The 26,038-nt window shown below is 54.0% G+C and carries 23 protein-coding genes and 1 pseudogene; 14 read left to right on the forward strand and 10 right to left on the reverse strand.

Going from position 1 to position 26,038, the window contains the following annotated elements; translation table 11 throughout:
- The 5 genes and pseudogenes from ACSZPU_RS00440 to msrP all read right to left on the reverse strand — a co-directional run.
- Positions 1-696, reverse strand: a 696-nt coding sequence (locus ACSZPU_RS00440; RefSeq protein WP_498994392.1) for a biotin carboxylase N-terminal domain-containing protein, incomplete at its 3' end; no start/stop codon positions are given.
- Between the two features lie 10 nt (positions 697-706).
- Positions 707-1,177, reverse strand: coding sequence for an acetyl-CoA carboxylase biotin carboxyl carrier protein (gene accB / locus ACSZPU_RS00445; RefSeq protein WP_498994394.1), 471 nt, complete (start codon positions 1,175-1,177; stop codon positions 707-709).
- Between the two features lie 21 nt (positions 1,178-1,198).
- A pseudogene (locus ACSZPU_RS00450) lies at positions 1,199-1,448 on the reverse strand (type II 3-dehydroquinate dehydratase).
- A gap of 234 nt (positions 1,449-1,682) precedes the next feature.
- The gene (gene msrQ / locus ACSZPU_RS00455; RefSeq protein WP_498994396.1) at positions 1,683-2,282 is read right to left on the reverse strand and encodes a protein-methionine-sulfoxide reductase heme-binding subunit MsrQ; all 600 of its coding nucleotides are present in this window, start codon (positions 2,280-2,282) and stop codon (positions 1,683-1,685) included.
- A complete protein-coding gene (gene msrP / locus ACSZPU_RS00460) occupies positions 2,283-3,284 on the reverse strand; it encodes a protein-methionine-sulfoxide reductase catalytic subunit MsrP (protein WP_498994397.1) in 1,002 nt (333 codons plus the stop codon).
- A gap of 271 nt (positions 3,285-3,555) precedes the next feature.
- Between msrP and csrD the strand changes: the two genes are divergently transcribed.
- From csrD to tldD, 8 genes are all read left to right on the forward strand, one after another.
- Complete coding sequence (csrD, locus tag ACSZPU_RS00465) at positions 3,556-5,496, forward strand: RNase E specificity factor CsrD (RefSeq protein WP_498994399.1); 1,941 nt, start codon at positions 3,556-3,558, stop codon at positions 5,494-5,496.
- A gap of 309 nt (positions 5,497-5,805) precedes the next feature.
- Complete coding sequence (gene mreB / locus ACSZPU_RS00470) at positions 5,806-6,849, forward strand: rod shape-determining protein MreB (protein ID WP_000913396.1); 1,044 nt, start codon at positions 5,806-5,808, stop codon at positions 6,847-6,849.
- Between the two features lie 65 nt (positions 6,850-6,914).
- Positions 6,915-7,919 carry a rod shape-determining protein MreC gene (gene mreC, locus ACSZPU_RS00475; protein ID WP_498994405.1) on the forward strand — a complete coding sequence of 335 codons (1,005 nt, stop codon included), beginning with the start codon at positions 6,915-6,917 and terminating at the stop codon, positions 7,917-7,919.
- Positions 7,919-8,407 carry a rod shape-determining protein MreD gene (mreD, locus tag ACSZPU_RS00480; RefSeq protein ID WP_498994407.1) on the forward strand — a complete coding sequence of 163 codons (489 nt, stop codon included), beginning with the start codon at positions 7,919-7,921 and terminating at the stop codon, positions 8,405-8,407. Before mreC ends, mreD begins: the two co-directional genes overlap by 1 nt.
- Before the next feature lie 8 nt (positions 8,408-8,415).
- Positions 8,416-9,009, forward strand: a complete 594-nt coding sequence (locus ACSZPU_RS00485) for a Maf family protein (protein WP_498994408.1) — start codon at positions 8,416-8,418, stop codon at positions 9,007-9,009.
- The gene (gene rng / locus ACSZPU_RS00490; protein WP_498994409.1) at positions 8,999-10,468 is read left to right on the forward strand and encodes a ribonuclease G; all 1,470 of its coding nucleotides are present in this window, start codon (positions 8,999-9,001) and stop codon (positions 10,466-10,468) included. The genes ACSZPU_RS00485 and rng overlap by 11 nt, the downstream gene beginning before the upstream one ends.
- A 28-nt stretch (positions 10,469-10,496) precedes the next feature.
- The gene (yhdP, locus tag ACSZPU_RS00495; RefSeq protein WP_498994411.1) at positions 10,497-14,306 is read left to right on the forward strand and encodes an AsmA2 domain-containing protein YhdP; all 3,810 of its coding nucleotides are present in this window, start codon (positions 10,497-10,499) and stop codon (positions 14,304-14,306) included.
- Between the two features lie 86 nt (positions 14,307-14,392).
- Positions 14,393-15,838 carry a metalloprotease TldD gene (gene tldD, locus ACSZPU_RS00500; RefSeq protein WP_498994413.1) on the forward strand — a complete coding sequence of 482 codons (1,446 nt, stop codon included), beginning with the start codon at positions 14,393-14,395 and terminating at the stop codon, positions 15,836-15,838.
- Positions 15,839-15,886: 48 nt separating this feature from the next.
- On the opposite strand, the gene aaeR is transcribed toward tldD, so the two are convergent.
- Positions 15,887-16,810, reverse strand: coding sequence for an HTH-type transcriptional activator AaeR (aaeR, locus tag ACSZPU_RS00505; protein WP_498994414.1), 924 nt, complete (start codon positions 16,808-16,810; stop codon positions 15,887-15,889).
- 177 nt (positions 16,811-16,987) lie between these two features.
- Between aaeR and aaeX the strand changes: the two genes are divergently transcribed.
- From aaeX to ACSZPU_RS00530, 5 genes are all read left to right on the forward strand, one after another.
- A complete protein-coding gene (gene aaeX, locus ACSZPU_RS00510; RefSeq protein ID WP_039077415.1) occupies positions 16,988-17,191 on the forward strand; it encodes a p-hydroxybenzoic acid efflux pump operon protein AaeX in 204 nt (67 codons plus the stop codon).
- Between the two features lie 7 nt (positions 17,192-17,198).
- Positions 17,199-18,131, forward strand: coding sequence for a p-hydroxybenzoic acid efflux pump subunit AaeA (gene aaeA, locus ACSZPU_RS00515; protein WP_498994417.1), 933 nt, complete (start codon positions 17,199-17,201; stop codon positions 18,129-18,131).
- Positions 18,132-18,136: 5 nt separating this feature from the next.
- Positions 18,137-20,104 carry a p-hydroxybenzoic acid efflux pump subunit AaeB gene (gene aaeB / locus ACSZPU_RS00520; protein ID WP_498994418.1) on the forward strand — a complete coding sequence of 656 codons (1,968 nt, stop codon included), beginning with the start codon at positions 18,137-18,139 and terminating at the stop codon, positions 20,102-20,104.
- Between the two features lie 83 nt (positions 20,105-20,187).
- Positions 20,188-21,642 (forward strand): NAD-dependent succinate-semialdehyde dehydrogenase, encoded by a 1,455-nt coding sequence (locus tag ACSZPU_RS00525; RefSeq protein ID WP_498994419.1) that lies wholly within the window; start codon positions 20,188-20,190, stop codon positions 21,640-21,642.
- A gap of 46 nt (positions 21,643-21,688) precedes the next feature.
- A complete protein-coding gene (locus ACSZPU_RS00530) occupies positions 21,689-21,955 on the forward strand; it encodes a barstar family protein (protein WP_498994421.1) in 267 nt (88 codons plus the stop codon).
- 62 nt (positions 21,956-22,017) lie between these two features.
- On the opposite strand, the gene yhcN (ACSZPU_RS00535) is transcribed toward ACSZPU_RS00530, so the two are convergent.
- The 3 genes from yhcN (ACSZPU_RS00535) to argR form a co-directional block, all read right to left on the reverse strand.
- Positions 22,018-22,281, reverse strand: a complete 264-nt coding sequence (gene yhcN, locus ACSZPU_RS00535; protein WP_498994423.1) for a peroxide/acid stress response protein YhcN — start codon at positions 22,279-22,281, stop codon at positions 22,018-22,020.
- A 96-nt stretch (positions 22,282-22,377) separates the two neighbouring features.
- A complete protein-coding gene (yhcN, locus tag ACSZPU_RS00540) occupies positions 22,378-22,641 on the reverse strand; it encodes a peroxide/acid stress response protein YhcN (protein WP_498994425.1) in 264 nt (87 codons plus the stop codon).
- 366 nt (positions 22,642-23,007) lie between these two features.
- Positions 23,008-23,478 (reverse strand): transcriptional regulator ArgR, encoded by a 471-nt coding sequence (argR, locus tag ACSZPU_RS00545; protein WP_498994427.1) that lies wholly within the window; start codon positions 23,476-23,478, stop codon positions 23,008-23,010.
- 404 nt (positions 23,479-23,882) lie between these two features.
- On the opposite strand from argR, the gene mdh reads away from it, so the two are divergent.
- Positions 23,883-24,821: a malate dehydrogenase gene (gene mdh / locus ACSZPU_RS00550; protein WP_498994507.1), complete on the forward strand. Its 939-nt coding sequence runs from the start codon at positions 23,883-23,885 to the stop codon at positions 24,819-24,821.
- Positions 24,822-24,904: 83 nt separating this feature from the next.
- Here the strand turns inward: mdh and degS are convergent, their stop codons facing one another.
- Positions 24,905-25,972, reverse strand: a complete 1,068-nt coding sequence (degS, locus tag ACSZPU_RS00555) for an outer membrane-stress sensor serine endopeptidase DegS (RefSeq protein ID WP_498994509.1) — start codon at positions 25,970-25,972, stop codon at positions 24,905-24,907.
- Positions 25,973-26,038 lie beyond the last annotated feature (66 nt).

A 26,038-nucleotide genomic window follows, 5' to 3' on the forward strand; every position in this document is an offset into this window, starting at 1 on the left:
CATGGAGCAGTCACGTTCAGCCAGATAGATGGCGTTGCCCTGACCGTCTGCCAGTACCTGGATCTCGATATGACGAGGATTTTCCAGGTATTTTTCCATGTACACCATGTCGTTGTTGAACGCCGCTTTGGCTTCCGCTTTGGTCATGGCAATGGACTGTGCCAGCTCTGCGTCACCGCGAACCACGCGCATACCGCGACCGCCGCCACCACCGGACGCCTTGATGATCACCGGGTAGCCAATGCGTTTGGCGTGCGCGCGGTTAACATCCATATCGTCGCCCAGCGGGCCGTCGGAGCCTGGTACGGTAGGTACACCCGCCTGTTTCATGGCGGTAATGGCAGACACTTTGTCACCCATCAGGCGAATGGTGTCGGCTTTCGGGCCGATGAAAATAAAGCCGGACTGTTCAACCTGCTCGGCGAAATTGGCGTTCTCGGAGAGGAAGCCATAACCCGGGTGAATAGCCTCAGCGCCGGTGATTTCAGCCGCAGCAATGATAGCCGGGATGTTCAGATAGCTTTTCACGGACGGTGCCGGTCCGATACAGACCGTCTCATCCGCCAGGAGTACGTGTTTTAAATCGCGATCCGCCGTGGAGTGCACCGCGACAGTCTTGATGCCCAGTTCTTTACAGGCACGAAGAATACGCAGTGCAATCTCGCCGCGGTTGGCGATGACAATTTTATCCAGCATGTGCGCCTCGTTATTCGATGACGACCAGCGGCTCGTCAAATTCTACCGGTTGACCACTTTCGACCAGAATAGCTTTCACCACGCCGGATTTATCGGCTTCGATCTGGTTCATCATTTTCATGGCTTCAACGATGCACAGAGTATCGCCAACGTTAACTTTCTGGCCGACTTCGCAGAAGGCTTTCGCGTCCGGGCTCGGCGTGCGGTAGAAGGTCCCGACCATCGGGGAACGTACGATGTGACCACTGATTTGTGCAGGAGCGGGTTCTGCTGCCGGCGCTACGGGAGCGACTGCGCCAGAGAGCGCAGGGGCAGGCTGCTGCATAACCGGAGCCGCATAAGCCTGTTGCATCATCGGATAAGCAGGAGCTACCGGTGCGCGGCTGATGCGAACAGACTCTTCGCCTTCAGAAATTTCAAGTTCAGCGATGCCTGATTCTTCAACCAGTTCGATCAGTTTTTTAATCTTACGAATATCCATGAGTGGGTTCCGTACTCTTGTTTAGTTTGATTGTGACAGGCGTTTTACCGCCGTCTGTAAAGCGTATACACAGCCGCCAGCGCCCGGTCCGAAGACCACGCCAGTAGCGATTTCGGAGGGCCAGGAATGATGGCGAGATGGTTCGCGCGCATGGATATTGCTCAGAGTGAACTCAGTAAAGTCGAAGGGTGCCATAGGTTTCCGACTTGCGTGCTCCCGGCATGTTAAGATTGGGGCCGTTTAAAAGCAAAATGCGCAACTTACCAGCCATCGTGCTGCTATCTCCTGCAATTTTCCGGTAAAAAACAAAATATACCTTCATTGCGTGGTTGTCACCTTTTCGGAGCCTAAAAAGCCCTGTCGGCAAAACCAAAGTCGCACATTATAACTATTTCGTAGCATTTAGCAGCTAAATACTGGTCTTATCAGGGAAGATTATCAACCGCATTTGCTTTTATCCCTGCGATTGATAATGGAACTGCGGAGGACTGCACATATCGAAACTTTAGCGCCACCACTGGCGGAACTTCTTGTATCGCCACGCTAATAGCGCGAATGCTGCGGCGGCATAAAGAAGGGGCAGCGGCGATAAAATCTTCACGGACCAGAGATAATGGATAGGTGCCAGGATCGCGACCAGATAGACGAAGTTATGCAATTGTTGCCATCGTTTGCCCAATTTTCGCTGCGCCCACTGGGTAGACGTTGCCGCCAGTGCCAGCAGGATAAACCAGCTCACAATTCCTAACATTAACCAGGGACGGGTTGTCAGCTCCAGGCCAAGCAAAACCAGATTATTGATGCCGAGTTCCAGCAACGCGTAACTGGTCAGATGCAGCGTTGCCCAGGCAAAACACCACAATCCCAGTAAACGACGGGTGCGAATAAGCAACGGTTGCTTAGCGTAGCGCGCCAGTGGCGCAACCAGCAAGCCTGCCAGTAAAAATTTCAGCGCCATTCTGCCGGTAAAATGCTGAATATCTTTCGCCGGGTCGGCACTAAAATACCCCTGCGACGATGCCCAGAACAACCAGACAAACGGCAGAAAACCTGCCAGATGCAGAAGTACTTTAAGCCAGACAATCTGTTTTGCTGTTAAACGCACTCAAAAATTCTCCCGCAGATTTAAACCCCGATACAGGGATGCCACTTCATCAGCGTAGCCATTAAAAAGAAGCGTAGGCTGGCGTTTCACATCCAGCACGCCGCCGGAACCGATAAAACGCTCGGTCGCCTGTGACCAGCGAGGATGGTCGACATGGGGATTCACGTTGGCAAAAAAACCGTACTCGTCCGGTGCCGCCAGATTCCAGGTGGTGGGTGGGCGTTCCTTCGTGAGTTTGATGCTGACTATCGATTTGATCCCTTTAAAGCCGTATTTCCACGGGACGGTCAGGCGAATTGGCGCGCCATTCTGTGGCGGCAACGCTTTGCCATAGACGCCGACGGAAAGCAGCGTCAGCGGATGCATCGCTTCATCTATACGTAACCCTTCTACGTAAGGATATTCCAGACCGCCACCGATAAAGCGATCCTTTTGGCCGGGCATTTCATCGGGGGCGTACAGGGTTTGAAACGCCACATATTTGGCGTTGCTGGTGGGTTCAACCAGCGACAGCAGTTTGTGCAGCGGGAAGCCGGTCCAGGGCACCACCATCGACCAGGCCTCAACGCAGCGCATGCGATAAATGCGCTCTTCCAGCGGGAAACGCGTGGTGAGTGCGTCGTAATCGAGTGTGAGCGGTTTGGCTACTTCTCCGTCGATTTTGAGCGTCCACGGGGAGGTTTTCATGCTTCCCGCATTGGCTGCGGGGTCTGCTTTATCGAGGCCAAACTCATAGAAGTTGTTATAGCCCGTAACCTTATCTTCCGGTGTCAGCGTCAGCGTGTTTTGCCACTGGGCCGGTTTACTGAACTGGAGCGGTTTGCCTGAGGGGGCTTTGGGCCGATCGTTGCCTTTAAACCAGTCAAGCAGGTCTGCGCGCGCGGCGGGAGACAGACTCAGCGCAGCGGCGCTGATGCCCAGTGTTTTGAGGATCTGACGGCGTCGCAGCATAAAGACAGATTCAGCGGTGACATCGGATTCAGTGAGTTTTTTCTTTTGCATAACGTTCCCCCTTTTCATTACTTGTAGCACGGTGAATATGCGGTCGGGGGAATATCACGAAAAATTGAAATCTGGTGGTTTCCTTCCCGCTGGCGGCCTGGGTGATTGGCAAAAAAAATCTGGGGGCTATACTCGCATAGGCGAATGCAAGACTGATTGCCAGAAGCGTCAGGCCTGCTAGTATGCCGGGCTCGCTTTGCTAGTTAGCGCTTACTTTGTTTTCCAGGGTTTGCCGCGTCTCGTTCTTTTACACTACGGAGTTAACACAAGGATGCGATTAACGACGAAATTCTCAGCTTTTGTGACGCTACTAACGGGGCTGGCGATATTCGTTACCCTGATTGGCTGCTCACTGAGCTTTTATAACGCCATCCAGACCAAGGTGATTAACCGCGTCGAATCGGTTGCTGCGGTGGTCGACACGCGTTTGATTTTTATGTCACCTTCGGCAATCTCATCCCATCTCGACGAATTGATGGTGCCGGTGGATATCGTGGGTATCCAGGTGCGTCAGGGGACAAAAACTGTTCTGCAACACACCCGCAAAAGCAGCTACCGTCCCGCTGGCAGTAATTATCAGTATCGTGAATTAGAGATTAACTCCCTTAAAAATCCAGGTATGACCATCACTCTGGTGTACCAGGATCCGATGGCTAACTATTTCCGCTCGCTGGTGACCACCGTTCCGTTGACGCTGGCGATCGGCTTTATGATTCTGATTATTTTCCTCTCCGTGCGCTGGCTGCGCAGACAGCTTTCTGGCCAGGAGTTACTCGAACTCCGCTCAACCCGCATTCTGAACGGCGAGCGCGGGGCTCAGGCGCGCGGTTCTATTTATGAATGGCCGTCTCGCGCCAGCAGCGCGCTGGATGTTCTGCTTTCGGAGATCCAGTTTGCCAGCGACCAGCGCAGCCACATTGATACAATGATCCGCTCCTACGCGGCGCAGGACACTAAAACCGGGCTCAATAACCGTCTGTTCTTTGATAATCAGCTGGCTACGTTGCTTGAGGATCAGGAGAAAGTTGGCGCACACGGCGTTGTGATGATGATCCGTTTGCCCGATTTTGAATTGTTGCGCGATAGCTGGGGGAGACCTGCCGTCGAAGAGCATTTGTTCATGCTCATTAATCTGCTGTCGACATTTATTATGCGTTATCCCGGTGCGCTGCTGGCGCGCTATCACCGCAGCGATTTTGCCGTGCTGTTACCCCATCGCACATTAAAGGAAGCGGAAAGCATTGCCGGGCAGATTTTAAAAGCGGTGGACGGTCTGCAGCCCAGTAAGATGCTCGATCGTGAAGACATGATGCACATTGGTATCTGCGCCTGGCGTAGCGGCCATTCAACAGAGCAGGTTATGGAACATGCCGAAGCGGCGACGCGCAATGCGGTGCTGCAAGGGGGCAACAGCTGGTCGGTTTATGACGATACGCTGCCGGAGCAGGGGCGCGGCAATGTTCGCTGGCGCACGTTGATTGAGCAAATGCTCAGCCGTGGCGGCCCGCGCGTCTACCAGAAGCCTGCGGTGAATCGCGAAGGGATTGTCCATCACCGCGAATTGATGTGTCGTATTTATGATGGCGATCAGGAAGTTATCTCTGCGGAATATATGCCTATGGTGCTGCAGTTTGGTCTGTCGGAGGAATATGACCGGCTGCAAATTGGCCGCCTCATTCCTTATTTACGCTACTGGCCGGAAGAAACTCTTGCCATGCAGGTGACCGTGGAGTCGCTGATTCGCCCACGTTTTCAGCGCTGGCTGCGCGATACCTTGATGCAGTGCGAAAAATCACACCGTCGGCGGATTATTTTTGAACTTGCAGAGGCTGATGTTTGTCAACATATCAGCCGGTTACAACCGGTGGTGCGGTTGATTAATGCGTTAGGCTCGCGGGTTGCTGTCACGCAGGCGGGCCTCACCCTGGTCAGTACCAGTTGGATTAAAGCGCTGGATGTGGAACTGCTAAAACTTCATCCTGGGATTGTCCGCAACATTGAGAAGCGCACGGAGAATCAGCTGCTGGTGCAAAGTCTCGTCGAGGCATGCAAAGGTACGCATACGCGTGTTTTTGCCACTGGTGTCCGTTCGCGTGGCGAGTGGCAGACACTGATTGAACGTGGCGTTTCGGGTGGACAGGGGGATTTTTTTGCCTCCTCTCAGCCGCTTGACACCAATGTGAAAAAATATTCGCAAAGATACTCGGTTTGAACTGCCGTTTAAGCCGTTTTCACGTAGAATAACGCGCGCTGTATCGTACGTATGGGGGTGTGCTTGCCTGCCCGCCAGATTGCCACAGCGCGAACGCAAGTTTTAACCTTTGACAGGTTGCAAACGCAGGGCAAGGAGTGCTCCCGCCGTTGTTTATTCCTGAAGGAGTCAGGTTGTTTGTAACAAAGGAAACAAACTGCACTAATTTTCACCGTAGCAGATGATTTTTGCGCCTTGTCGCTGCTGCGTGTGGTTGGTAAAGTAAGCGGATTTTGTTTTCCGCCCCAGCTTTCAGGATTATCCCTTAGTATGTTGAAAAAATTTCGTGGCATGTTTTCCAATGACCTGTCCATTGACCTGGGTACCGCGAATACCCTGATTTATGTAAAAGGACAAGGCATCGTACTGAATGAGCCTTCCGTGGTGGCCATTCGCCAGGATCGTGCCGGTTCACCGAAAAGTGTGGCCGCGGTAGGTCATGACGCTAAGCAAATGCTGGGCCGTACGCCGGGCAATATTGCTGCTATCCGCCCGATGAAAGACGGTGTAATCGCCGACTTCTTCGTGACTGAAAAAATGCTCCAGCATTTCATCAAACAAGTGCACAGCAATAGCTTTATGCGTCCAAGCCCGCGCGTTCTGGTGTGTGTACCGGTTGGTGCGACCCAGGTTGAACGTCGTGCGATTCGTGAATCCGCTCAGGGCGCTGGTGCGCGTGAAGTCTTCCTGATTGAAGAGCCTATGGCGGCTGCAATCGGTGCAGGCCTGCCGGTTTCCGAAGCAACCGGTTCTATGGTTGTTGATATCGGTGGTGGTACCACAGAAGTAGCCGTTATCTCCCTGAACGGCGTGGTGTACTCCTCCTCCGTTCGTATCGGTGGCGACCGTTTCGACGAAGCGATCATTAATTATGTACGCCGTAACTACGGCTCTCTGATCGGCGAAGCGACCGCAGAGCGTATCAAGCATGAGATCGGTTCTGCTTACCCAGGCGACGAAGTGCGCGAAATCGAAGTGCGTGGTCGTAACCTGGCAGAAGGTGTTCCGCGTGGCTTCACGCTGAACTCTAACGAAATTCTGGAAGCACTGCAGGAACCGCTGACAGGTATCGTAAGCGCGGTGATGGTTGCACTGGAACAGTGCCCGCCAGAACTGGCGTCCGATATTTCTGAGCGCGGTATGGTTCTGACCGGTGGTGGCGCACTGCTGCGCAACCTTGACCGCCTGTTAATGGAAGAGACAGGTATTCCTGTCGTAGTTGCAGAAGATCCACTGACTTGCGTAGCTCGTGGCGGCGGCAAGGCGCTGGAAATGATCGATATGCACGGCGGCGATTTGTTCAGCGAAGAATAGTCTGATTCAGATTCAGGGCGAAGATATCGCCCTGAATCTGTCTGGCCTGAGAATACGCAAAGCCTATGAAGCCAATTTTTAGCCGTGGCCCGTCGCTACAGATTCGCCTTTTCCTGGCGGTGGTAGTGGCGCTCGGAGTTATTATTGCCGACAGCCGCCTCGGTACGTTCAGTCAAATTCGAACGTACATGGATACTGCCGTCAGTCCTTTCTACTTTATTTCCAATGGTCCCCGCGAATTATTAGACAGTGTTTCGCAAACGCTCTCTTCGCGCGATCAACTTGAGCTTGAAAATCGGGCATTGCGTCAGGAGTTGCTGCTGAAAAACAGCGAACTGCTGATGTTAGGGCAATACAAACAGGAGAACGCGCGTCTGCGCGAGCTGCTGGGTTCGCCGCTGCGTCAGGACGAGCAGAAAATGGTGACCCAGGTTATCTCAACGGTGAATGATCCGTATAGCGATCAGGTTGTGATCGACAAAGGCAGCGTGAACGGCGTGTATGAAGGCCAGCCGGTCATCAGCGATAAAGGCGTAGTCGGCCAGGTTGTCGCCGTGGCGAAACTGACCAGCCGCGTACTGCTGATTTGCGATGCGACCCATGCGTTGCCGATTCAGGTATTGCGTAACGATATCCGCGTTATTGCGGCAGGCAATGGCTGTACTGACGATCTGCAACTGGAGCATCTGCCGGCCAATACCGATATTCGCGTTGGCGATGTGCTGGTGACGTCCGGTCTGGGTGGGCGTTTCCCGGAAGGTTATCCTGTTGGGGTGGTCTCCTCCGTGAAACTCGACACGCAGCGTGCGTATACGGTTATCCAGGCACGTCCTACTGCGGGTTTGCAGCGTCTGCGCTACTTACTGCTGCTGTGGGGAGCCGATCGTAATGGCACGAATCCGATGACGCCGGAAGAAGTACACCGCGTGGCTAACGAACGTCTGATGCAGATGATGCCGCAAGTGCTGCCTGCGCCGGATGCGATGGGGCCGCCTGCGCCAATTCCTGCTCCTGCTACCGGTATTGCCGGGCCACCGCTACCTTCGCAAGGTACCCGGGGAGGCCAATAGTGGCAAGTTACCGTAGCCAGGGACGCTGGGTTATCTGGCTCTCGTTTCTTATCGCGCTGTTGCTTCAAATTATGCCCTGGCCGGATGACATTCTTGTCTACCGGCCAAACTGGGTGTTACTCATCCTGCTTTACTGGATTCTGGCGCTACCGCACCGCGTAAATGTCGGCACAGGTTTCGCTATGGGTGCCATACTGGATCTCATTAGCGGATCCACGCTTGGCGTGCGTGCGTTGTCACTGAGCATTACCGCCTATCTAGTCGCGCTTAAATTTCAGCTGTTCCGTAACCTGGCGCTGTGGCAACAGGCGCTGGTGGTGATGGTCCTGTCGCTGGCAACCGAAGTCATCGTGTTCTGGGCTGAATTTTTGGTCATTAACGTGTCCTTCAAACCAGAAATCTTCTGGAGCAGCGTCGTCAATGGCGTGCTTTGGCCGTGGCTTTTCCTGCTTATGCGCAAGATTCGCCAGCAGTTTGCCGTGCAATAAAGGTTTTTATGACAACAATCTGGCTTGCCTCTGGTTCCCCGCGTCGTCAGGAATTGCTCACCCAGTTGGGCGTCACCTTCGAGCGAATTATTCCCGGTATTGAAGAACAGCGTTGGGCGCAGGAAAGCGCCCAACACTACGTTGTGCGCCTGGCACGGGAAAAGGCGCTTGCGGGTGTGGCGATGGCATCCCGTGATTTACCGGTGCTCGGTGCTGACACCATTGTCATATTTAATGGTGAAGTGCTTGAAAAACCGAAAGACTCCTCGCATGCTGCTAAAATGTTGCGACAGCTCTCTGGTCAGACCCATCAGGTCATGACGGCGGTCGCGCTGGCGGACAGCCAACACCTGCTGGATTGTCTGGTGAAAACCGAGGTGACGTTCCGGACTCTTTCTGATGATGATATTGCTACCTATGTTGCCAGCGGTGAGCCGATGGACAAAGCGGGTGCGTACGGAATTCAGGGGCTGGGCGGCTGTTTTGTCAGGAAAATAAACGGGAGTTATCACGCTGTGGTGGGTTTACCGCTGGTAGAAACCTGGGAATTGTTGAGCAATTTTAACGCATTGCGCGAGGGAATAAACAATCATGACGGCTGAACTGTTAGTCAACATTACGCCATCGGAAACACGCGTGGCCTATATCGATGGCGGCATCCTGCAAGAGATTCACATCGAACGTGAGGCGCGACGTGGGATAGTAGGCAATATCTACAAGGGTCGGGTAAGTCGCGTACTGCCTGGTATGCAGGCGGCATTTGTAGATATTGGTCTGGATAAGGCCGCGTTTCTTCACGCCTCGGACATTATGCCCCACACCGAATGCGTGGCGGGGGAAGAGCAGAAGAACTTCACCGTTCGCGATATCTCCGAACTGGTGCGTCAGGGGCAGGACCTGATGGTACAGGTGGTGAAAGATCCGCTGGGTACCAAAGGCGCGCGACTGACCACAGACATCACTTTGCCTTCCCGCTATCTGGTCTTTATGCCGGGTGCCTCGCACGTTGGTGTTTCCCAGCGTATTGAAAGCGAAGCCGAACGCGAGCGGCTCAAGCAGGTGGTGACCGACTATTGCGACGAGCAGGGCGGGTTTATTATTCGTACCGCGGCGGAAGGGGTGTGCAATGAAGATCTCGCCGCCGATGCTGCCTACCTCAAGCGGGTGTGGACGAAGGTAATGGAGCGCAAAAAGCGTCAACAGACCCGTTGCAAGCTCTACGGTGAACTGGCGCTGGCACAGCGCGTGCTGCGTGATTTTGCCGATGCCCAGCTCGACCGGATCCGCGTTGACTCACGCCTGACCTACGACATGCTGCTGGAATTTACGGCTGAATACATGCCGGAAATGACCAGCATGATTGAACACTACAGCGGCCGCCAGCCGATCTTCGATCTCTACGATGTAGAGAATGAGATTCAGCGTGCGCTGGAAAGAAAAGTGGAATTGAAATCCGGTGGTTATCTGGTTATTGACCAGACAGAAGCCATGACGACGGTGGATATCAACACCGGGGCATTCGTCGGCCACCGTAATCTTGATGACACCATTTTCAATACCAATATTGAAGCCACGCAGGCTATTGCCCGCCAGCTGCGTTTACGTAATCTCGGTGGCATTATCATCATTGATTTCATCGACATGAACAATGAAGACCACCGCCGCCGGGTTCTGCATTCACTGGAACAAGCGTTAAGCAAGGACCGCGTGAAGACCAGCATCAACGGTTTCTCCCAGCTCGGTCTGGTCGAGATGACTCGTAAACGTACCCGTGAAAGCGTGGAACACGTTCTGTGTAATGAATGCCCAACCTGCCATGGACGAGGCACGGTCAAAACGGTGGAAACCGTCTGCTACGAAATCATGCGCGAAATCGTTCGCGTGCACCATGCCTACGACTCAGATCGTTTCCTGGTCTATGCTTCTCCTGCTGTGGCGGAAACCCTGAAAGGGGAAGAGTCGCACGCGCTGGCTGAGGTTGAGATCTTTGTCGGTAAGCAAGTTAAAGTGCAAATCGAGCCGCTCTATAATCAAGAGCAGTTTGATGTAGTGATGATGTAAAAGACGTTTTGTTGACAAGGAGAGGTGCGTGAGGCGACTGCCGGGGATATTGCTGCTTACTGGGGCGACGCTAGTTGTGATAGTGGCGCTGCTGGTAAGTGGTCTGCGCCTTATCCTGCCACATCTGGACAGCTGGCGCCCTGAAATTCTGGCGAAAATTCAGGCACAGACCGGTATTGTGGTTGATGCCAGCCATTTGAATGCAAGCTGGGAAAATTTCGGCCCTATCCTCGAAGTTCTCGACGTTAACGCTACCCTCAAAGACGGCGGCGATCTGTCCGTTAAACGCGTCACGCTGGCGCTGGATATCTGGCAAAGCCTGCTGCACATGCGCTGGCAGTTCCGCGATCTCACCTTTTATCAGCTGGCCGTTCGTACCAACACCCCGCTGCAACGCAATGACGATGGCAGCCCGATCGAAACCGACCGCATCAGCGATCTGTTCCTTCGCCAGTTCGATCACTTTGATCTGCGCGATAGCCGACTCAGCTTTTTAACCCTTTCCGGCCAGTGCGCCGAGCTTGCGATCCCCCAACTGACCTGGCTTAACAGCAAAGATCGACACCGTGCGGAAGGGCAACTGAGCCTGTCCAGCCTGACCGGGCAGCATGGCATCATGCAGGTGAGAATGGATCTGCGCGATGACAAAGGTATCCTCAACAATGGCCGGCTGTGGCTACAGGCAGACGACATTGATGTTAAGCCCTGGCTTGGCAAATGGATGCAGGACAATGTTGCGCTGGAGACCGCCCGTTTTAGCCTTGAAGGCTGGATGACACTCAATAAAGGTGAGGTGGAAAGCGGTGATGTCTGGCTAAAAAAAGGCGGGGCCAGCTGGCAGGGTGACAAAGATACTCACCAACTGTCGGTCGATAACCTGACGGCGCATGTCTCGCGTCAGCAGCAGGGCTGGCAGTTTGATATTCCCACAACGCGCATCACGATGGATGGGCATCCATGGCCGCAAGGCTCACTGGCCTTCGCATGGGTTCCGGCTCAGGAAGTCGGGGGGCCAGATGGCCAGCGTAGTGATGAGTTGCGCGTACGTGCCAGCCGTCTCGATCTGAATGCCCTTGATGGCATGATGCCGATTGCCGAGAAAATTTCGCCAGAGCTGGGGAAAGTGTGGCGCACCATGGACCCGGCAGGCACGCTGGAAAAACTGGCGCTGGATATTCCCCTGCAGGCGACGGAGAAAACGCGCTTCCAGGCGAGCTGGAAAGATATCTCCTGGAAACAGTGGGAGCTGTTGCCTGGCGTTGAGAACCTGTCCGGCACCTTATCCGGCAGCGTTGAGCACGGGCGAGTTACAGCCGAAATGGCGAAGGCAAAAATGCCTTATGCCACGGTTTTCCGCGCGCCGCTGGAAATCGAGAAAGGGGTGGCGGCCCTCGACTGGCAAAACGACGAGCGCGGCCTGCAGATTGATGGCCATAACATCGACGTGCAGGCCAATGCTATTCACGCGCGGGGGGATTTCCGCTACCTGCAGCCAGAGGGCGATGAGCCGTGGCTGGGCATTCTGGCCGGTATTAACGTTACCGATGGCGGTCAGGCGTGGCGCTACTTCCCGGAAAACCTGATGGGGAAAGCGCTGGTGGATTACCTGAGCGCAGCAATTCAGGGTGGACAGGCTGAAAACGCCACGCTGGTTTATGGCGGCAATCCACGGTTATTCCCATATAAGCACAATGAAGGGCAGTTTGAGGTGCTGGTACCGTTACGTAACGCCACCTTTGCTTTCCAGCCGGACTGGCCGGCGCTGAAAAATTTCGATATTCAACTCGACTTCCTCAATGACGGTCTGTGGATGAAGACGGATGAGGTGGCATTGGGCGGTGTCAAAGCCACGAACCTGACGGCCATCATTCCGGATTACATCAAAGAGAAATTACTCATTGATGCTGATATCAACGGTCCGGGGAAGGCGGTTGGACCCTATTTCAAAGATACGCCGCTGAAAAATACGCTTTCCAGCGCGCTGGATGAGCTCAAGTTGGATGGCGATGTAAGCGCTCGCTTACATCTTGATATCCCGCTGGATGGCGAGATGACTACCGCCAAAGGCGACGTGGTTCTCAATCACAACAATCTGTTCATCAAACCGCTTAACAGCACGGTGAACGATCTGCGCGGTAAGTTCAGCTTTGTTAACGGCAACCTGAAAAGTGAGCCGCTGCAGGCGACATGGTTTAAACAGCCTGTGAATATTGATTTCACCACCACCGAAGGGGCAAAAGCCTACCAGGTGGCGGTGAATTTGAATGGCAACTGGCAACCGGCGAAAACGGGCGTATTGCCACAGCAATTGAGCGACGCGGTAAGCGGCAGCGTGGGCTGGAATGGCAAAGTGGACATTGAACTGCCGCACAGCACCGGGGCGAAATATAACATCAGCATTGACGGTGATTTGACGAACATCGCCAGCCGTCTGCCGCCGCCGCTTGATAAGCAAGCGGGTCAGGCTCTCCCGGTGAAGCTGAATGTTGAAGGTAATCTGCACAGTTTCGATCTGACCGGCAACGCGGGCGGTAATAACCATTTTAACAGTCGCTGGTTACTCAACCAGAAACTGACTCTCGACCGCGCCATCTGGGCCACGGATAGCCGCACGCTGCCGCCATTGCCCGAGCAGGCCGGCCTTGAGCTGAACCTGCCGCCGATGAACGGAGCGCAGTGGCTGGGCCTGCTGCGTCAGGGGGTTGCCAATAACGTCAGCAATTCGACGCAGTTCCCGGCCAGCGTCACCCTGCGAACCCCGGCGCTCACGCTGGCGGGCCAGCAATGGAACAACCTGAGCATTGTCTCGCAGCCGCAGGGATCAGGATCGGTTGTTGAAGCGCAGGGGCGAGAAATCAATGGGACGTTCACCCTGCACGATAACGCACCGTGGCAGGCCGCGATTCGCTATCTCTACTACACCCCCTCTGCGACGTCGACGGATGACAACGACATCTCTTCACCTTCGACCTTGCTGCGCGGCAAGACGCAGGTGGATTTCACCGGCTGGCCGGATCTGCAGCTTCGCTGTGCTGAGTGCTGGCTGTGGGGGCAAAAATATGGCCGCATTGAGGGTGATTTCGCAATCAAAGGCGATACGTTGTCGCTGGCGAATGGCATGGTTGACACGGGTTTTGCCCGTCTTACCGCCGACGGCGAATGGGTCAATAAGAGCGGTGGCGAAAGGACCTCACTGAAAGGCACGCTGCACGGCGACAAAATCGACTCGGCGATGAATTTCTTCGGTATTTCGACGCCAGTACGCAATGCGCCGTTTGATGTGAACTATGATTTGCACTGGCGTAGCGCGCCGTGGCAGCCGCAGGAAGAGTCGCTAAACGGTATTCTGCGCACTCGCCTTGGGAAAGGGGATATCACCGATATCAGTACCGGCCATGCCGGGCAGCTGCTGCGCCTGTTCAGCGTCGATGCGCTGCTGCGTAAGCTTCGCTTCGATTTCAGCGACACGTTCAGCAGCGAAGGGTTCTACTTTGATTCAATCCGCAGTGCGGCATGGATCAAGGATGGCGTTCTGCATACTGACGATACGCTGGTGGACGGGCTGGAAGCCGATATTGCGATGAAAGGGTCGGTGGATTTGGTACAGCGTCAGCTGGATGTCGAAGCGGTTGTTGCACCGGAAATCTCCGCAACCGTGGGCGTTGCGGCGGCCTTTGCCGTTAACCCGATCGTCGGCGCGGCGGTGTTCGCCGCCAGTAAAGTACTGGGGCCGCTATGGAATAAAGTCTCCATTTTGCGTTATCGCATCACCGGTCCGGTAGACAAACCGCAAATCAATGAAGTCTTGCGCCAGCCGCGTACAGATAAAAAGCAATGATTTGACGGCGTCGGCGAATTGCCTCAAGCTCCTTATATCACACTTTTTTTATTGCCCGATGTGGCGGCAACGACGAGTAGCAAACGATGAGTCTGAACCTGGTAAGTGAACAATTGCTGGCAGCAAATGGCCTGAGTCATCAGGATCTGTTTTCCATCCTTGGTCAACTGACCGAGCGCCGACTCGACTACGGTGACCTCTATTTTCAGTCGAGCTATCACGAATCCTGGGTGTTAGAGGACAGCATCATCAAGGACGGGTCGTACAATATCGACCAGGGCGTGGGTGTGCGTGCGGTAAGCGGTGAGAAAACCGGTTTTGCCTACGCCGACCAAATTAGCCTGCTGGCGCTGGAGCAGAGCGCGCAGGCGGCTCGTACCATCGTGCGCGAGTCAGGCGATGGGCGTGTGCAGACGCTGGGTGCCGTTGAGCATCAGGGGCTGTATGCCAGTATCGATCCGCTGCAAAGCATGAGCCGCGAAGAGAAGCTGGATATCCTGCGTCGCGTCGACAAAGTGGCCCGCGCGGCGGACAAGCGTGTGCAGGAAGTGTCTGCCAGCCTGACGGGCGTGTATGAATTAATTCTGGTTGCCGCGACGGACGGTACGCTGGCAGCGGATGTTCGCCCGCTGGTACGCCTCTCCGTGAGTGTGCAGGTAGAAGACGACGGCAAACGCGAGCGCGGTTCCAGCGGCGGCGGTGGTCGTTTTGGCTATGACTGGTTCCTGAAAGATGTCGACGGCGATGTTCGCGCCGACGCCTGGGCAAAAGAAGCGGTGCGTATGGCGCTGGTGAATCTTTCCGCCGTGGCGGCACCTGCTGGTACACTGCCGGTGGTGCTGGGCGCAGGCTGGCCGGGCGTACTGCTGCACGAAGCAGTTGGGCACGGGCTGGAAGGCGACTTTAACCGTCGCGGCACGTCCGTGTTCAGCGGCCATATGGGCGAGCTGGTGGCATCAGAACTTTGTACCGTGGTGGATGACGGCACCATCGCCGATCGCCGTGGCTCTGTCTCCATCGACGATGAAGGTACGCCGGGTCAGTACAATGTGCTGATTGAAAACGGTGTGCTGAAAGGCTACATGCAGGACAAGTTGAATGCCCGTCTGATGGGTGTGGCGCCAACCGGCAACGGTCGTCGCGAATCTTATGCGCATCTGCCGATGCCGCGCATGACCAACACCTACATGCTGGCCGGGAAATCGACGCCGCAGGAAATTATCGAATCCGTCGAGTTTGGCATTTATGCGCCGAACTTTGGCGGCGGCCAGGTGGATATCACTTCCGGTAAATTCGTGTTCTCCACCTCAGAGGCTTACCTGATTGAGAAAGGGAAGGTAACGAAGCCGGTGAAAGGGGCAACCCTGATTGGCTCCGGCATTGAAGCCATGCAGCAGATTTCCATGGTGGGTAATGACCTGAAACTGGATAACGGTGTCGGCGTCTGCGGTAAAGAAGGCCAGAGTCTGCCGGTGGGCGTTGGTCAGCCGACGCTGAAAGTGGACAATCTGACCGTCGGCGGTACCGCGTAAGTCTGCTTTATTCCCGGGTGGTGAAACGTCGCCATCCGGGAATGTCTTCTACAATCTTCGCCCCTGTACGCCCTGATACAGCTTCGCCACCTCAATAAAATAATCCGTCAGATAGTTAATACACACCTGTACTTTTAGCGGCAGCTTGTCCTTTTCCGTATACAGCGCCCAGACCGGACGTGGATCGGACTGATAGAGGCTAAACAAGATCTCCAGCGTCCCGTTATTGATCTCATTGATCGCCCACATCAATGGCACATAGGCGATCCCGGCACCGGCGGTAAGCCAGCGCGTCATGGTCATCGGATCATTGGTGACGAAGCGGCCCTGCGGGATCAGGCGGGTGGAAATCCCCTCTGGCGCTATCAGCTCAAATTCATTATCCGGCCGGACGCTATATTCCAGCCATGAATGATTCACCAGGTCTGTGGGTTTTTCCGGAATGCCGTAATGGGCCAGATAGCTTTTGGCCGCGCAGACCACCATTGGCATTGCTCCCAGACGGCGTGAAAACAGGCTGGAATCCTGCAGCGCGCCGACGCGGATGACGACATCCAGACCATCGGCAATCAGGTCCGGCGCGGGAATGCCCGTCACCAGATTGACCGACAACCCGGGATACTCTTTGAGCATTTCGGCGGTCATCTGCGCCAGAACATTGTGCGCCATGGTTGAAGAACACCCAATGCGTAGCGTACCGATGGGGGTGTTGTTAAAGGCGTAAAGTTGCTCGTGCACATCCTGCACTTCATGCAGCATGCGTCGGCAGCCCTGATAATAAATTTTCCCGGCTTCGGTCAGCCCAAGGCTACGCGTACTGCGGTTTAGCAGCTTAACCTGTAGCTCATCTTCCAGTTTCGCCACCGTCTGACTGATGGATGACACGCTCATTTGCAACTGCCGTGCTGCGGCAGTAAACGAGCCTTGTTCCACCACTTTGGCGAATACGGACATGCGTTTTAGTCGTTCCATTATTCACTCTGGCTTAAAAGTGATTTAGATCACATAATATAGATAACAGCATAACAGTTACGTTAATATACTATTCGCTGAATAATTAACGTGCCGATCTCGCCTTGCTTGCTTCCTGCTCCGCTGCGGTGCGTATAAGAAATACTGTCGCCTGCACTCTCTCTAATCAAGGTCAACATGAGTCTGTTTCCCGTTATCGTGGTGTTCGGTCTGTCGTTCCCACCGATTTTTTTCGAATTGCTTTTGTCACTGGCGATCTTCTGGCTGGTGCGCCGCATGCTGATCCCAACCGGGATCTACGATTTCGTCTGGCATCCGGCGTTGTTCAACACTGCGCTCTACTGCTGCTTGTTTTACCTGCTGTCGCGTCTGTTTGTTTGAGGTAGAAGTGAAAACACTAACAAGAAATCTCTTGCGTACCGTCATCACCCTGGCACTGGTTATCCTGGCCTTTATCGCCATCTTCCGCGCATGGGTGTACTACACCGAATCTCCCTGGACCCGTGATGCGCGTTTCAGCGCTGACGTGGTCGCTATCGCGCCTGACGTCGCCGGATTAATTACCGAAGTCAGCGTCCACGATAACCAACTGGTTAAAAAAGACCAGGTGCTGTTCACTATCGATCAGCCGCGTTATCAGAAAGCGCTGGAAGAGGCCGAAGCGGATGTCGCTTACTACCAGGCGCTGGAAAGTGAAAAGCGCCGTGAGGCCGGTCGTCGTAACCAGCTTGGCGTGCAGGCGATGTCCCGCGAAGAAATTGACCAGGCTAACAACGTTCTGCAAACAGTATTGCATCAGCTGGCAAAAGCGCAGGCCACGCGTGACTTGGCAAAACTGGATCTGGAACGTACCGTGATTCGCGCCCCGGCGGACGGTTGGATGACCAACCTGAATGTCTATGCCGGAGAGTTCATTACCCGTGGTTCTACCGCCGTTGCGCTGGTTAAGCAGAACTCCTTCTATGTCCAGGCTTATATGGAAGAGACCAAGCTTGAAGGTGTACATCCGGGTTTCCGCGCTGAGATTACGCCGTTGGGCAGCAATCGCGTGCTGAAAGGCACGGTAGAGAGCATCGCCGCAGGAGTGACCAACGCCAGCAGCAGCAATGACAGCAAAGGCATGGCGACCATTGATTCGAACCTTGAGTGGGTGCGTCTGGCGCAGCGCGTGCCGGTACGTATTCATCTGGATGAGCAGCAGGGGAACCTCTGTCCAGCAGGCACAACGGCGACGGTCGTGGTGACCGGGCAAACCGATCGCGATGAGAGCCACGACTCCTTCTTCCGCAAACTGGCTCATCGCCTGCGTGAGTTTGGTTAATCGCTATGGGTATGTTTTCCATCGCCAGCTACCACGTTCGCTTCGCGCTCAAACTGGCGTGCGCTATCGTGCTGGCTCTGTTCGTCGGCTTTCATTTCCAGCTGGAAACACCGCGCTGGGCGGTGCTGACGGCGGCGATTGTCGCGGCGGGGCCTGCATTTGCCGCCGGGGGTGAACCCTGGTCCGGCGCGATTCGCTATCGCGGCATGCTGCGTATCGTCGGGACCTTTATTGGCTGTATCGCCGGTCTGACCATAATCATCGCTATGATCCGCGCCCCGTTCCTGATGCTGACGGTATGTTGTATCTGGGCAGGGTTTTGTACCTGGATTTCGTCACTCGTTCGGGTGGAGAACTCTTACGCCTGGGGGCTGGCGGGCTATACGGCACTGATTATTGTCGTGACGATTCAAAGCGATCCGGTGCTGGCCCCTCAGTTCACCGTTGAGCGTTGCAGTGAAATTGTCATCGGGATTGTGAGTGCGATTGTCGCGGATTTGCTGTTTTCTCCCCGTTCGATCAAACGTGAGATCGACCGCGAGCTGGATAGCCTGCTGGTGGCCCAATACCAGCTCATGCAGATGTGTATCAAACACGGCGACCCGGAAGCTGTGGACAAAGCCTGGGGAACGTTGGTTCGCCGTACGGCGGCACTCGACGGGATGCGCAGCAATCTGAAAATTGAGTCTTCCCGCTGGGGGCGCGCTAACCGCCGTCTGACCGCGATCAATACCTTGTCGCTGACGCTGATTACCCAGGCCTGTGAAACCTATCTGATTCAGAATACGCGGCCTGAGCTGATTACCGACACGTTCCGCGAACTGTTCGATGCCCCGGTAGAAAATGTCCAGGATGTGCACAGACAAATGAAGCGGATGCGTCGGGTGATTGCCTGGACCGGCGAGCGCGATACGCCAGTCACTATCTACAGCTGGGTCGGCGCGGCCACGCGTTATTTACTGCTCAAACGCGGCGTGGTGAGTAACACCAAAATCAGTGCAACAGAAGATGAAGTCCTGCGCGGCGAAGTGGTTATCAAACCGACATCGGCTGAACGCCATCATGCGATGATCAACTTCTGGCGTACCACGTTGTCTTGCCTGCTGGGTACTCTGTTCTGGCTGTGGAGCGGCTGGACCTCCGGCAGTGGAACCATGGTGATGATCGCCGTGGTGACATCGCTGGCAATGCGTCTGCCGAACCCAAAAATGATGGCCATCGATTTCCTGGTCGGCACGCTGATCGCACTCCCGTTGGGCGCGCTCTATTTTCTGTTTATCATTCCGTCGACGCAGCAAAGCATGCTGTTGCTCTGTATCAGCCTGGCGGTGCTGGCATTCTTTGTCGGTATCGAAGTGCAGAAACGGCGGCTGGGTTCACTGGGGGCACTGGCAAGTACCATCAACATTATTGTGCTCGATAACCCGATGACCTTTAAATTCAGCCAGTTTCTCGATAACGCGCTTGGGCAGATTATCGGTTGTGGACTGGCGCTGATTGTCATTTTGCTGGTGCGGGATAACTCGCAGGCGCGGACCGGGCGTATGCTGCTCAACCAGTTTGTCTCCGCGGCCGTCTCGGCGATGACAACGAACAGCGCACGACGCAAAGAGAACCATTTGCCTGCGCTCTATCAGCAGCTGTTTTTACTGTTGAACAAGTTCCCGGGTGATGTAGCGAAGTTTCGCCTGGCGTTGACACTGATTATCGCTCACCAGCGCTTACGCGACGCGCCTGTGCCGGTGAATGACGATCTCTCTGCGTTCCATCGGCAGCTTCGTCGCACGGCAGATAGCGTGATCTCCGCCAGTTCGGACAGCAAACGACGGCACTATTTCTCGCAGTTGCTGGAGGAGCTGGAGGTCTATCAGGAGAAATTACGCAGTTGGGATGCTCCACCTCAGGTCACCGAACCGGTAAAACGACTCACCGGGATGCTACACAAATATCAGCATGCGCTAACCAGCAGCTAGACCCGAAACCGACGCCAGAAGCGTCGGTTTTTTTATGGCTATACTTTACGGGAGATTTTGTAAATCACAGATCAGGAGGACAAATGACAACGCAGGCATTGCAGGACAGCGAACTTTTTCAGACCGGGTATCTGGTTGATGGCGTCTGGAAATCGCTGGACACGACATTTGACGTACTGAATCCGGCGACGGGCGAGGTTATCGCAAAAGTGGCGAAAGCTGGGAAAAAAGAGACCGAAGCCTCCATTGCTGCCGCCACCAAAGCCTTCCCCGCCTGGCGTGCGAAAACCGCGAAAGAACGTTCCACCATCCTTTACCGCTGGTACGAATTAATCATTGAAAACAAAAGGTGGCTGGGAAAGTTGATGACCACTGAGCAGGGCAAGCCGTTAAAAGAGGCCGAGGGTGAAGTGGATTATGCCGCCAGCTTTATTCAATGGTTTGCCGAACAGGCGAAGCGTGCCAACGGTGAAATCATCCCGCCGATTAAACCCGGCTCGCGTATTTTTGCCACCCGTGAACCGATTGGTGTGGTGGCGGCCATTACCCCGTGGAATTTCCCGATGGCGATGCTGACCCGTAAGCTGGGACCGGCGTTAGCCGCAGGGTGTACGGGGGTCATTAAACCCGCCAATAACACCCCGCTCAGTGCCTTTGCGCTACTGGCGCTGGCGAAAAAGGCTGGTGTGCCGGACGGTGTGCTCAATGCGGTTGCCGGGAATACGCCGCAAATCAGCGATGCGATCATGGCGAGTCACGAGGTACGTAAAATCTCCTTTACCGGTTCCACTGCCGTGGGCAAAACGCTGGTGCGTAACGCGGCGGAAACTATGAAAAAGGTGTCGATGGAATTAGGCGGCAATGCGCCTTATATCGTTTTTGACGATGCCGATATCGATGCCGCCGTGAAAGGCGCGGTTGCTAACAAGTTTCGTAACGCCGGGCAGGTGTGCGTCAGCGTTAACCGCTTCTATATTCACGAATTCGTGTATGACGATTTCACCCAAAAACTGTCCGCAGCGGTCAGCGCCCTTAAGGTCGGTAACGGGATGGAGGAGGGGGTTATCGTCGGGCCGCTGATCGAGTCTTCTGCGGTAGATAAAGTCCGCGAGCACGTAGAGGATGCCGTCACAAAAGGCGCGAAGGTTCTGGCGGGCGGTAAAGCGCATACGCTGGGGGGAAATTTCTGGCAACCCACCGTACTGGGGGATTGCAGCGATGGAATGAAGCTGGCAAACGAAGAGACCTTTGGCCCGGTCGCTGCCTGTTTTCGCTTTTCCACCGAAGATGAGGTTATTCAGCGTGCGAATGCTACCCCGTTTGGGCTGGCGGCCTATTTCTACACGCAAAACTTGTCCCGGGTATTTCGCGTATCCCAGGCGATTGAAAGTGGAATGATTGGTATCAACGAGTGTGCGGTATCCACGGAGCTGGGGCCATTCGGCGGCGTAAAAGAGTCCGGGCTCGGGCGTGAGGGATCGGTGCTGGGGTTGGATGAGTTTCTGGAAGTCAAAACCCTGCATCTTGGGGGATTATAACTCTGCCGGGCGGCGTAAGTCGCCCTATTGGGCTGGATGACGGACAATGAATATCTATACCTTCGATTTTGCTGAGATAGACAATCAAAGTACCTTCTATCGCGAATTTTCCCGCCGGTTTGCTCTCGATCGAGAAAAAGTCACCGATCTGGATTCATTGTGGAAGGTGGTGACGGAAACATTGCCGTTGCCGGTCGAAATTGAATTCATTCATCTGAGCGAAAGACGGCGGCGGCGTTTCGGCGCATTGATCCTGCTATTTGATGAAGCAGAGGAAGAGCTGCAAGGGCAGCTGCGTTTTAACGTGCATTAACGCAGCGCGTAAAAAAAGCCCCCGACAGGCGGGGGCAAGTCGTCGGACTAGACGACGAGGGTTTATTTGTAGAGTTCCGCCGTTGCATGCCAGGTGTCGCCTTCCTGGAGTTCGGTCACGTGGTAGGCTTTCGCACCTGCTGCGTCAGCTTTGGCAGACAGTTCTTCACGGATGCTCATTGGTGAACTTGCGGTCTGGGAGACGGATACGCTGCCCATGGACTGCATGTTTTGCGTTTGGCTGTCGGACAGTTGGGTGGCTGCGCTGGCGCCAAAAGAGATCAGTGAAGCTAAACCAAGGGCTGCGATGATTACGTTACGTTTCATTGTCTTTCTCCTCAATACTCAACGGCGAGAAGGTTTAAACCGCTATTTTTATGCCTGGTGCCGTTAAGTGATGATTACATAGGGTTGTCGGATAACTTATTTGTACAGTTCAGCAGTGGCGTGCCAGTTATCACCGGTACGTGCTTCAATGATGCGATAGGAAGATGCACCTTGTTCATCCGCTTTTTTGTTCAGTTCTGCACGCATGTCCATTGGTGAGGACGCGATGCCTCCAACGGAAACGGTACCTAATGATTCACGACTTTGCGCCTGGCCAGCGTCGATAGAGCTCGCTGCGAAAGCGCCAAATGACAGAACAGAAAGAATGCTAAGTGTTGCTACAGTTGATTTGATTTTCATGATGCTTACCTCGTCGAATCTCAATTCCTGAGGGACTTGTTTCGTGACCCTCATCACAAAATCAAGTATACACTAATAACGTGTAAAATTAATACCGGGCTAATTATTTCCATTGTAAGTAAGTGGTAAAGAAACCTTTTTTTATAGCCAAAAAGGCATAAAAAACGGCTGATTTTGAAGCGGTGATTATTTTTTATATATATAAATCAAAGGAATGATGTTCTTTGATTTTTCGTGCGGAAACATTCATTGCGTGAATGAAATGAGACAGAAATTCGCACATTGTGTTAAAAGTAAGCGCAGGAAAGAGAGAAAAAGGACTATCAGAAGGGATTTCCCCGACGCTGTGCCGGGGGAAAAGAGAGGTTAAAGCTCTTGTTCGAACAGAACGAGGATAGCTTCGTAAAGCTCTTTGACCGTAAAACCGTTCGCCGGGGTAGTGAAAATGGTATCGTCACCGGCAATGGTGCCCAGAATACCTTCCGCTTTGCCCAGTGAGTCCAGCAAACGTGCAATCAACTGCGCCGCGCCAGGGCTGGTATGAATAACCACGACCGCGTCGTTGTAGTCAATATCAAGCACCAGGTTTTTGAGCGGGCTGGAGGTGGTCGGAACGCCCAGTTCGACGGGCAGACAGTAAACCATCTCCATTTTGGCGTTGCGCGTACGCACCGCACCGAATTTAGTCAGCATACGGGAGACTTTGGACTGATTGATATTGTCAAAGCCTTGCTCTTGCAACGCCAGGACAATCTCTCCCTGAGAACTAAATTTCTCTTCTTTAAGTAGCGCTTTAAACGCTTTAACTAATTCTTCTTGTTTTGCCGAGCTTCGCATAAGTCACCCGTATTAAGGCCGTGAAAACTACATTATTATGCACATGGATGAATTTTTATGCAAATAATCTACTGTGGAAATAACTCAAATATTGTTATGGGTCGCGCAAAATCTATCAAAATGCGTGATATGAACCCACTGTGCCATGTGTCGCAAATTCAAGCAAAAGTAAAATAAATGTTACTAGAATGATATTGTTTAGATGGATATCAGAGCTATATTGTAAACTCTCAGTGTTAGTTGCTTAGTTTGCCGGTCTTACAGCGGTAAAGCCCATTATAATATTTTAAAAGCGCGCCACGCCGCAGAATTTTGGCTGGCTCGTTGCCATAATTATCAGGGTGAATTAAGGTCGCCGCAATGGAGTAACAAAATATTTAGCTAACCATAATAAGGAGTTTATGATGAAAGTTGCAGTCCTCGGCGCAGCTGGCGGCATCGGCCAGGCGTTAGCTCTACTACTTAAAACTCAACTGCCTTCAGGTTCAGAACTCTCGCTTTACGATATTGCTCCCGTAACCCCTGGGGTTGCCGTTGACCTCAGTCATATTCCTACTGCTGTGAAAATAAAAGGTTTTTCCGGAGAAGATGCGACGCCTGCGCTGCACGGTGCGGACGTGGTACTGATTTCCGCCGGCGTGGCGCGTAAGCCGGGTATGGATCGCTCCGATCTGTTCAATGTGAATGCCGGCATTGTGAAAAACCTGGTCACGCAAATTGCAAAAACCTGCCCTAAAGCCTGTATTGGCGTGATCACTAACCCGGTTAACACCACGGTGGCGATTGCGGCAGAAGTGCTGAAAAAAGCCGGTGTGTATGACAAGAACAAACTGTTTGGCGTGACGACGCTGGATATCATTCGCTCCAATACCTTTGTCGCTGAGCTGAAAGGCAAGCTGCCGGGTGATGTTGAAGTGCCGGTAGTCGGTGGTCATTCAGGCGTGACCATTCTGCCGCTGTTATCGCAAATTCCGGGTGTCAGCTTCTCTGAACAGGAAATTGCCGATCTGACCAAACGGATTCAGAACGCGGGTACTGAGGTGGTCGAAGCGAAGGCGGGTGGCGGGTCTGCAACCCTCTCCATGGGCCAGGCGGCCGCGCGTTTTGGTCTGTCACTGGTGCGTGCGCTGCAGGGCGAAAAAGGCGTTGTAGAATGTGCCTATATTGAAGGTGATGGCCTGTATGCCCGCTTCTTCTCTCAGCCGCTGCTGTTAGGTAAAAATGGTATCGAAGAACGCCAGGCGATTGGCAAATTAAGCGCTTTCGAACAACAGGCGCTGGAAGGGATGCTGGATACCCTGAGAAAAGATATTCAGCTCGGCGAGGATTTCGTCAATAAGTAATTTTCGCCGCCGCCTGGAATGCCGTTTGCCGCCAGGGACGTGCAAAAAAACCGGAGTTCATTGAGCTCCGGTTTTTATCGCACTTAGTTGGTTGCCGGGTATTCCTGTATCGTGACCTGCAGCTTGAGTTTCTTTTCATCACGCATCACTTCGACTGGAATGACCGATCCTGGACGAATTTCTGCAACCTGGTCCATGGTTTCCAGCGCGGAGACCGCCGGTTTACCGTTCACGCTAACAATCACATCATTCACCTGAATACCTGCCTGGGCGGCTGGACCATCTGGTGAGACTTCATTAACCACAATCCCCTGAATCTGATCGATAGCGCCACCCTGGGCATGCATTGGCGCGATTTCTCGCCCGCCGATACCGATATAACCGCGGATCACTCGTCCATCGCGAATCAGCTTATCCATGATTTTCGTCGCGAGCTGGAAGGGAATTGCAAAGCCGATACCTTCCGGTGTCTCGCCATCGTTGCTCTTGTCAAACGACAGGGTGTTGATCCCCATCAGCTCACCCAGCGAGTTCACCAGTGCGCCGCCGGAGTTGCCGTGGTTGATGGAGGCGTCCGTTTGCAGGAAATTCTGTCGCCCGGTCGGGTTCAGGCCAATTCGCCCGGTGGCGCTGATGATCCCCTGGGTGATGGTCTGCCCCAGGTTATACGGGTTGCCAATGGCCAGCACCACGTCGCCGATGTGCGGGACGCGACGCGCATTGATCGGAATCACCGGCAGGCCGCCTGTGGCGTTAATTTTCAGTACCGCGAGGTCCGTGAGTGAATCGGATCCGACCAGAAGTGCTTCAAAGACGCGCCCATCCTGCAAGGCGACGATAATCTGGTCCGCATCATTGATGACGTGCTTGTTGGTAACGATATAGCCACGCTGGTCCATGATCACACCGGAACCTAATGTACGGATTTCCAGGCGATTGTGGGATGAGGTGTTCATACCGCGGTTGTAGACGTAGACGACCGCTGGCGCGGCGCGACGTACCGCCGAGTTGTAGCTGGCGGGCGTTTCATCGGTGCTGTCGAATTGCTGCGAGGTCAGCGGGTTATGCTGACGTAGCGAGGGCATAGCGGCGATGATAATGCCACCAACCATTAAACCAATTGCAATCGAGCGAAAGATCTTCAAAAACATGATGCGGGCGTCGTCATGAGAGAGTCGCAGCAGCATAGCACGAGTTACCCGGACATCACATGCAGC

This window comes from Phytobacter sp. V69 (genome assembly GCF_965644215.1).
Classification (GTDB): Bacteria; Pseudomonadota; Gammaproteobacteria; order Enterobacterales; family Enterobacteriaceae; genus Phytobacter.

Excerpts from the sequence above, each read along its gene's own strand:
- accB (WP_498994394.1), bottom strand. The coding sequence starts at position 1,177 with ATGGATATTCGTAAGATTAAAAAACTGATCGAACTGGTTGAAGAATCA.
- msrP (WP_498994397.1), bottom strand. The coding sequence starts at position 3,284 with ATGCAAAAGAAAAAACTCACTGAATCCGATGTCACCGCTGAATCTGTC.
- csrD (WP_498994399.1), top strand. The coding sequence starts at position 3,556 with ATGCGATTAACGACGAAATTCTCAGCTTTTGTGACGCTACTAACGGGG.
- mreB (WP_000913396.1), top strand. The coding sequence starts at position 5,806 with ATGTTGAAAAAATTTCGTGGCATGTTTTCCAATGACCTGTCCATTGAC.
- mreC (WP_498994405.1), top strand. The coding sequence starts at position 6,915 with ATGAAGCCAATTTTTAGCCGTGGCCCGTCGCTACAGATTCGCCTTTTC.
- ACSZPU_RS00485 (WP_498994408.1), top strand. The coding sequence starts at position 8,416 with ATGACAACAATCTGGCTTGCCTCTGGTTCCCCGCGTCGTCAGGAATTG.
- rng (WP_498994409.1), top strand. The coding sequence starts at position 8,999 with ATGACGGCTGAACTGTTAGTCAACATTACGCCATCGGAAACACGCGTG.
- tldD (WP_498994413.1), top strand. The coding sequence starts at position 14,393 with ATGAGTCTGAACCTGGTAAGTGAACAATTGCTGGCAGCAAATGGCCTG.
- aaeR (WP_498994414.1), bottom strand. The coding sequence starts at position 16,810 with ATGGAACGACTAAAACGCATGTCCGTATTCGCCAAAGTGGTGGAACAA.
- aaeX (WP_039077415.1), top strand. The coding sequence starts at position 16,988 with ATGAGTCTGTTTCCCGTTATCGTGGTGTTCGGTCTGTCGTTCCCACCG.
- aaeB (WP_498994418.1), top strand. The coding sequence starts at position 18,137 with ATGGGTATGTTTTCCATCGCCAGCTACCACGTTCGCTTCGCGCTCAAA.
- ACSZPU_RS00525 (WP_498994419.1), top strand. The coding sequence starts at position 20,188 with ATGACAACGCAGGCATTGCAGGACAGCGAACTTTTTCAGACCGGGTAT.
- ACSZPU_RS00530 (WP_498994421.1), top strand. The coding sequence starts at position 21,689 with ATGAATATCTATACCTTCGATTTTGCTGAGATAGACAATCAAAGTACC.
- yhcN (WP_498994423.1), bottom strand. The coding sequence starts at position 22,281 with ATGAAACGTAACGTAATCATCGCAGCCCTTGGTTTAGCTTCACTGATC.
- yhcN (WP_498994425.1), bottom strand. The coding sequence starts at position 22,641 with ATGAAAATCAAATCAACTGTAGCAACACTTAGCATTCTTTCTGTTCTG.
- argR (WP_498994427.1), bottom strand. The coding sequence starts at position 23,478 with ATGCGAAGCTCGGCAAAACAAGAAGAATTAGTTAAAGCGTTTAAAGCG.
- mdh (WP_498994507.1), top strand. The coding sequence starts at position 23,883 with ATGAAAGTTGCAGTCCTCGGCGCAGCTGGCGGCATCGGCCAGGCGTTA.
- degS (WP_498994509.1), bottom strand. The coding sequence starts at position 25,972 with ATGTTTTTGAAGATCTTTCGCTCGATTGCAATTGGTTTAATGGTTGGT.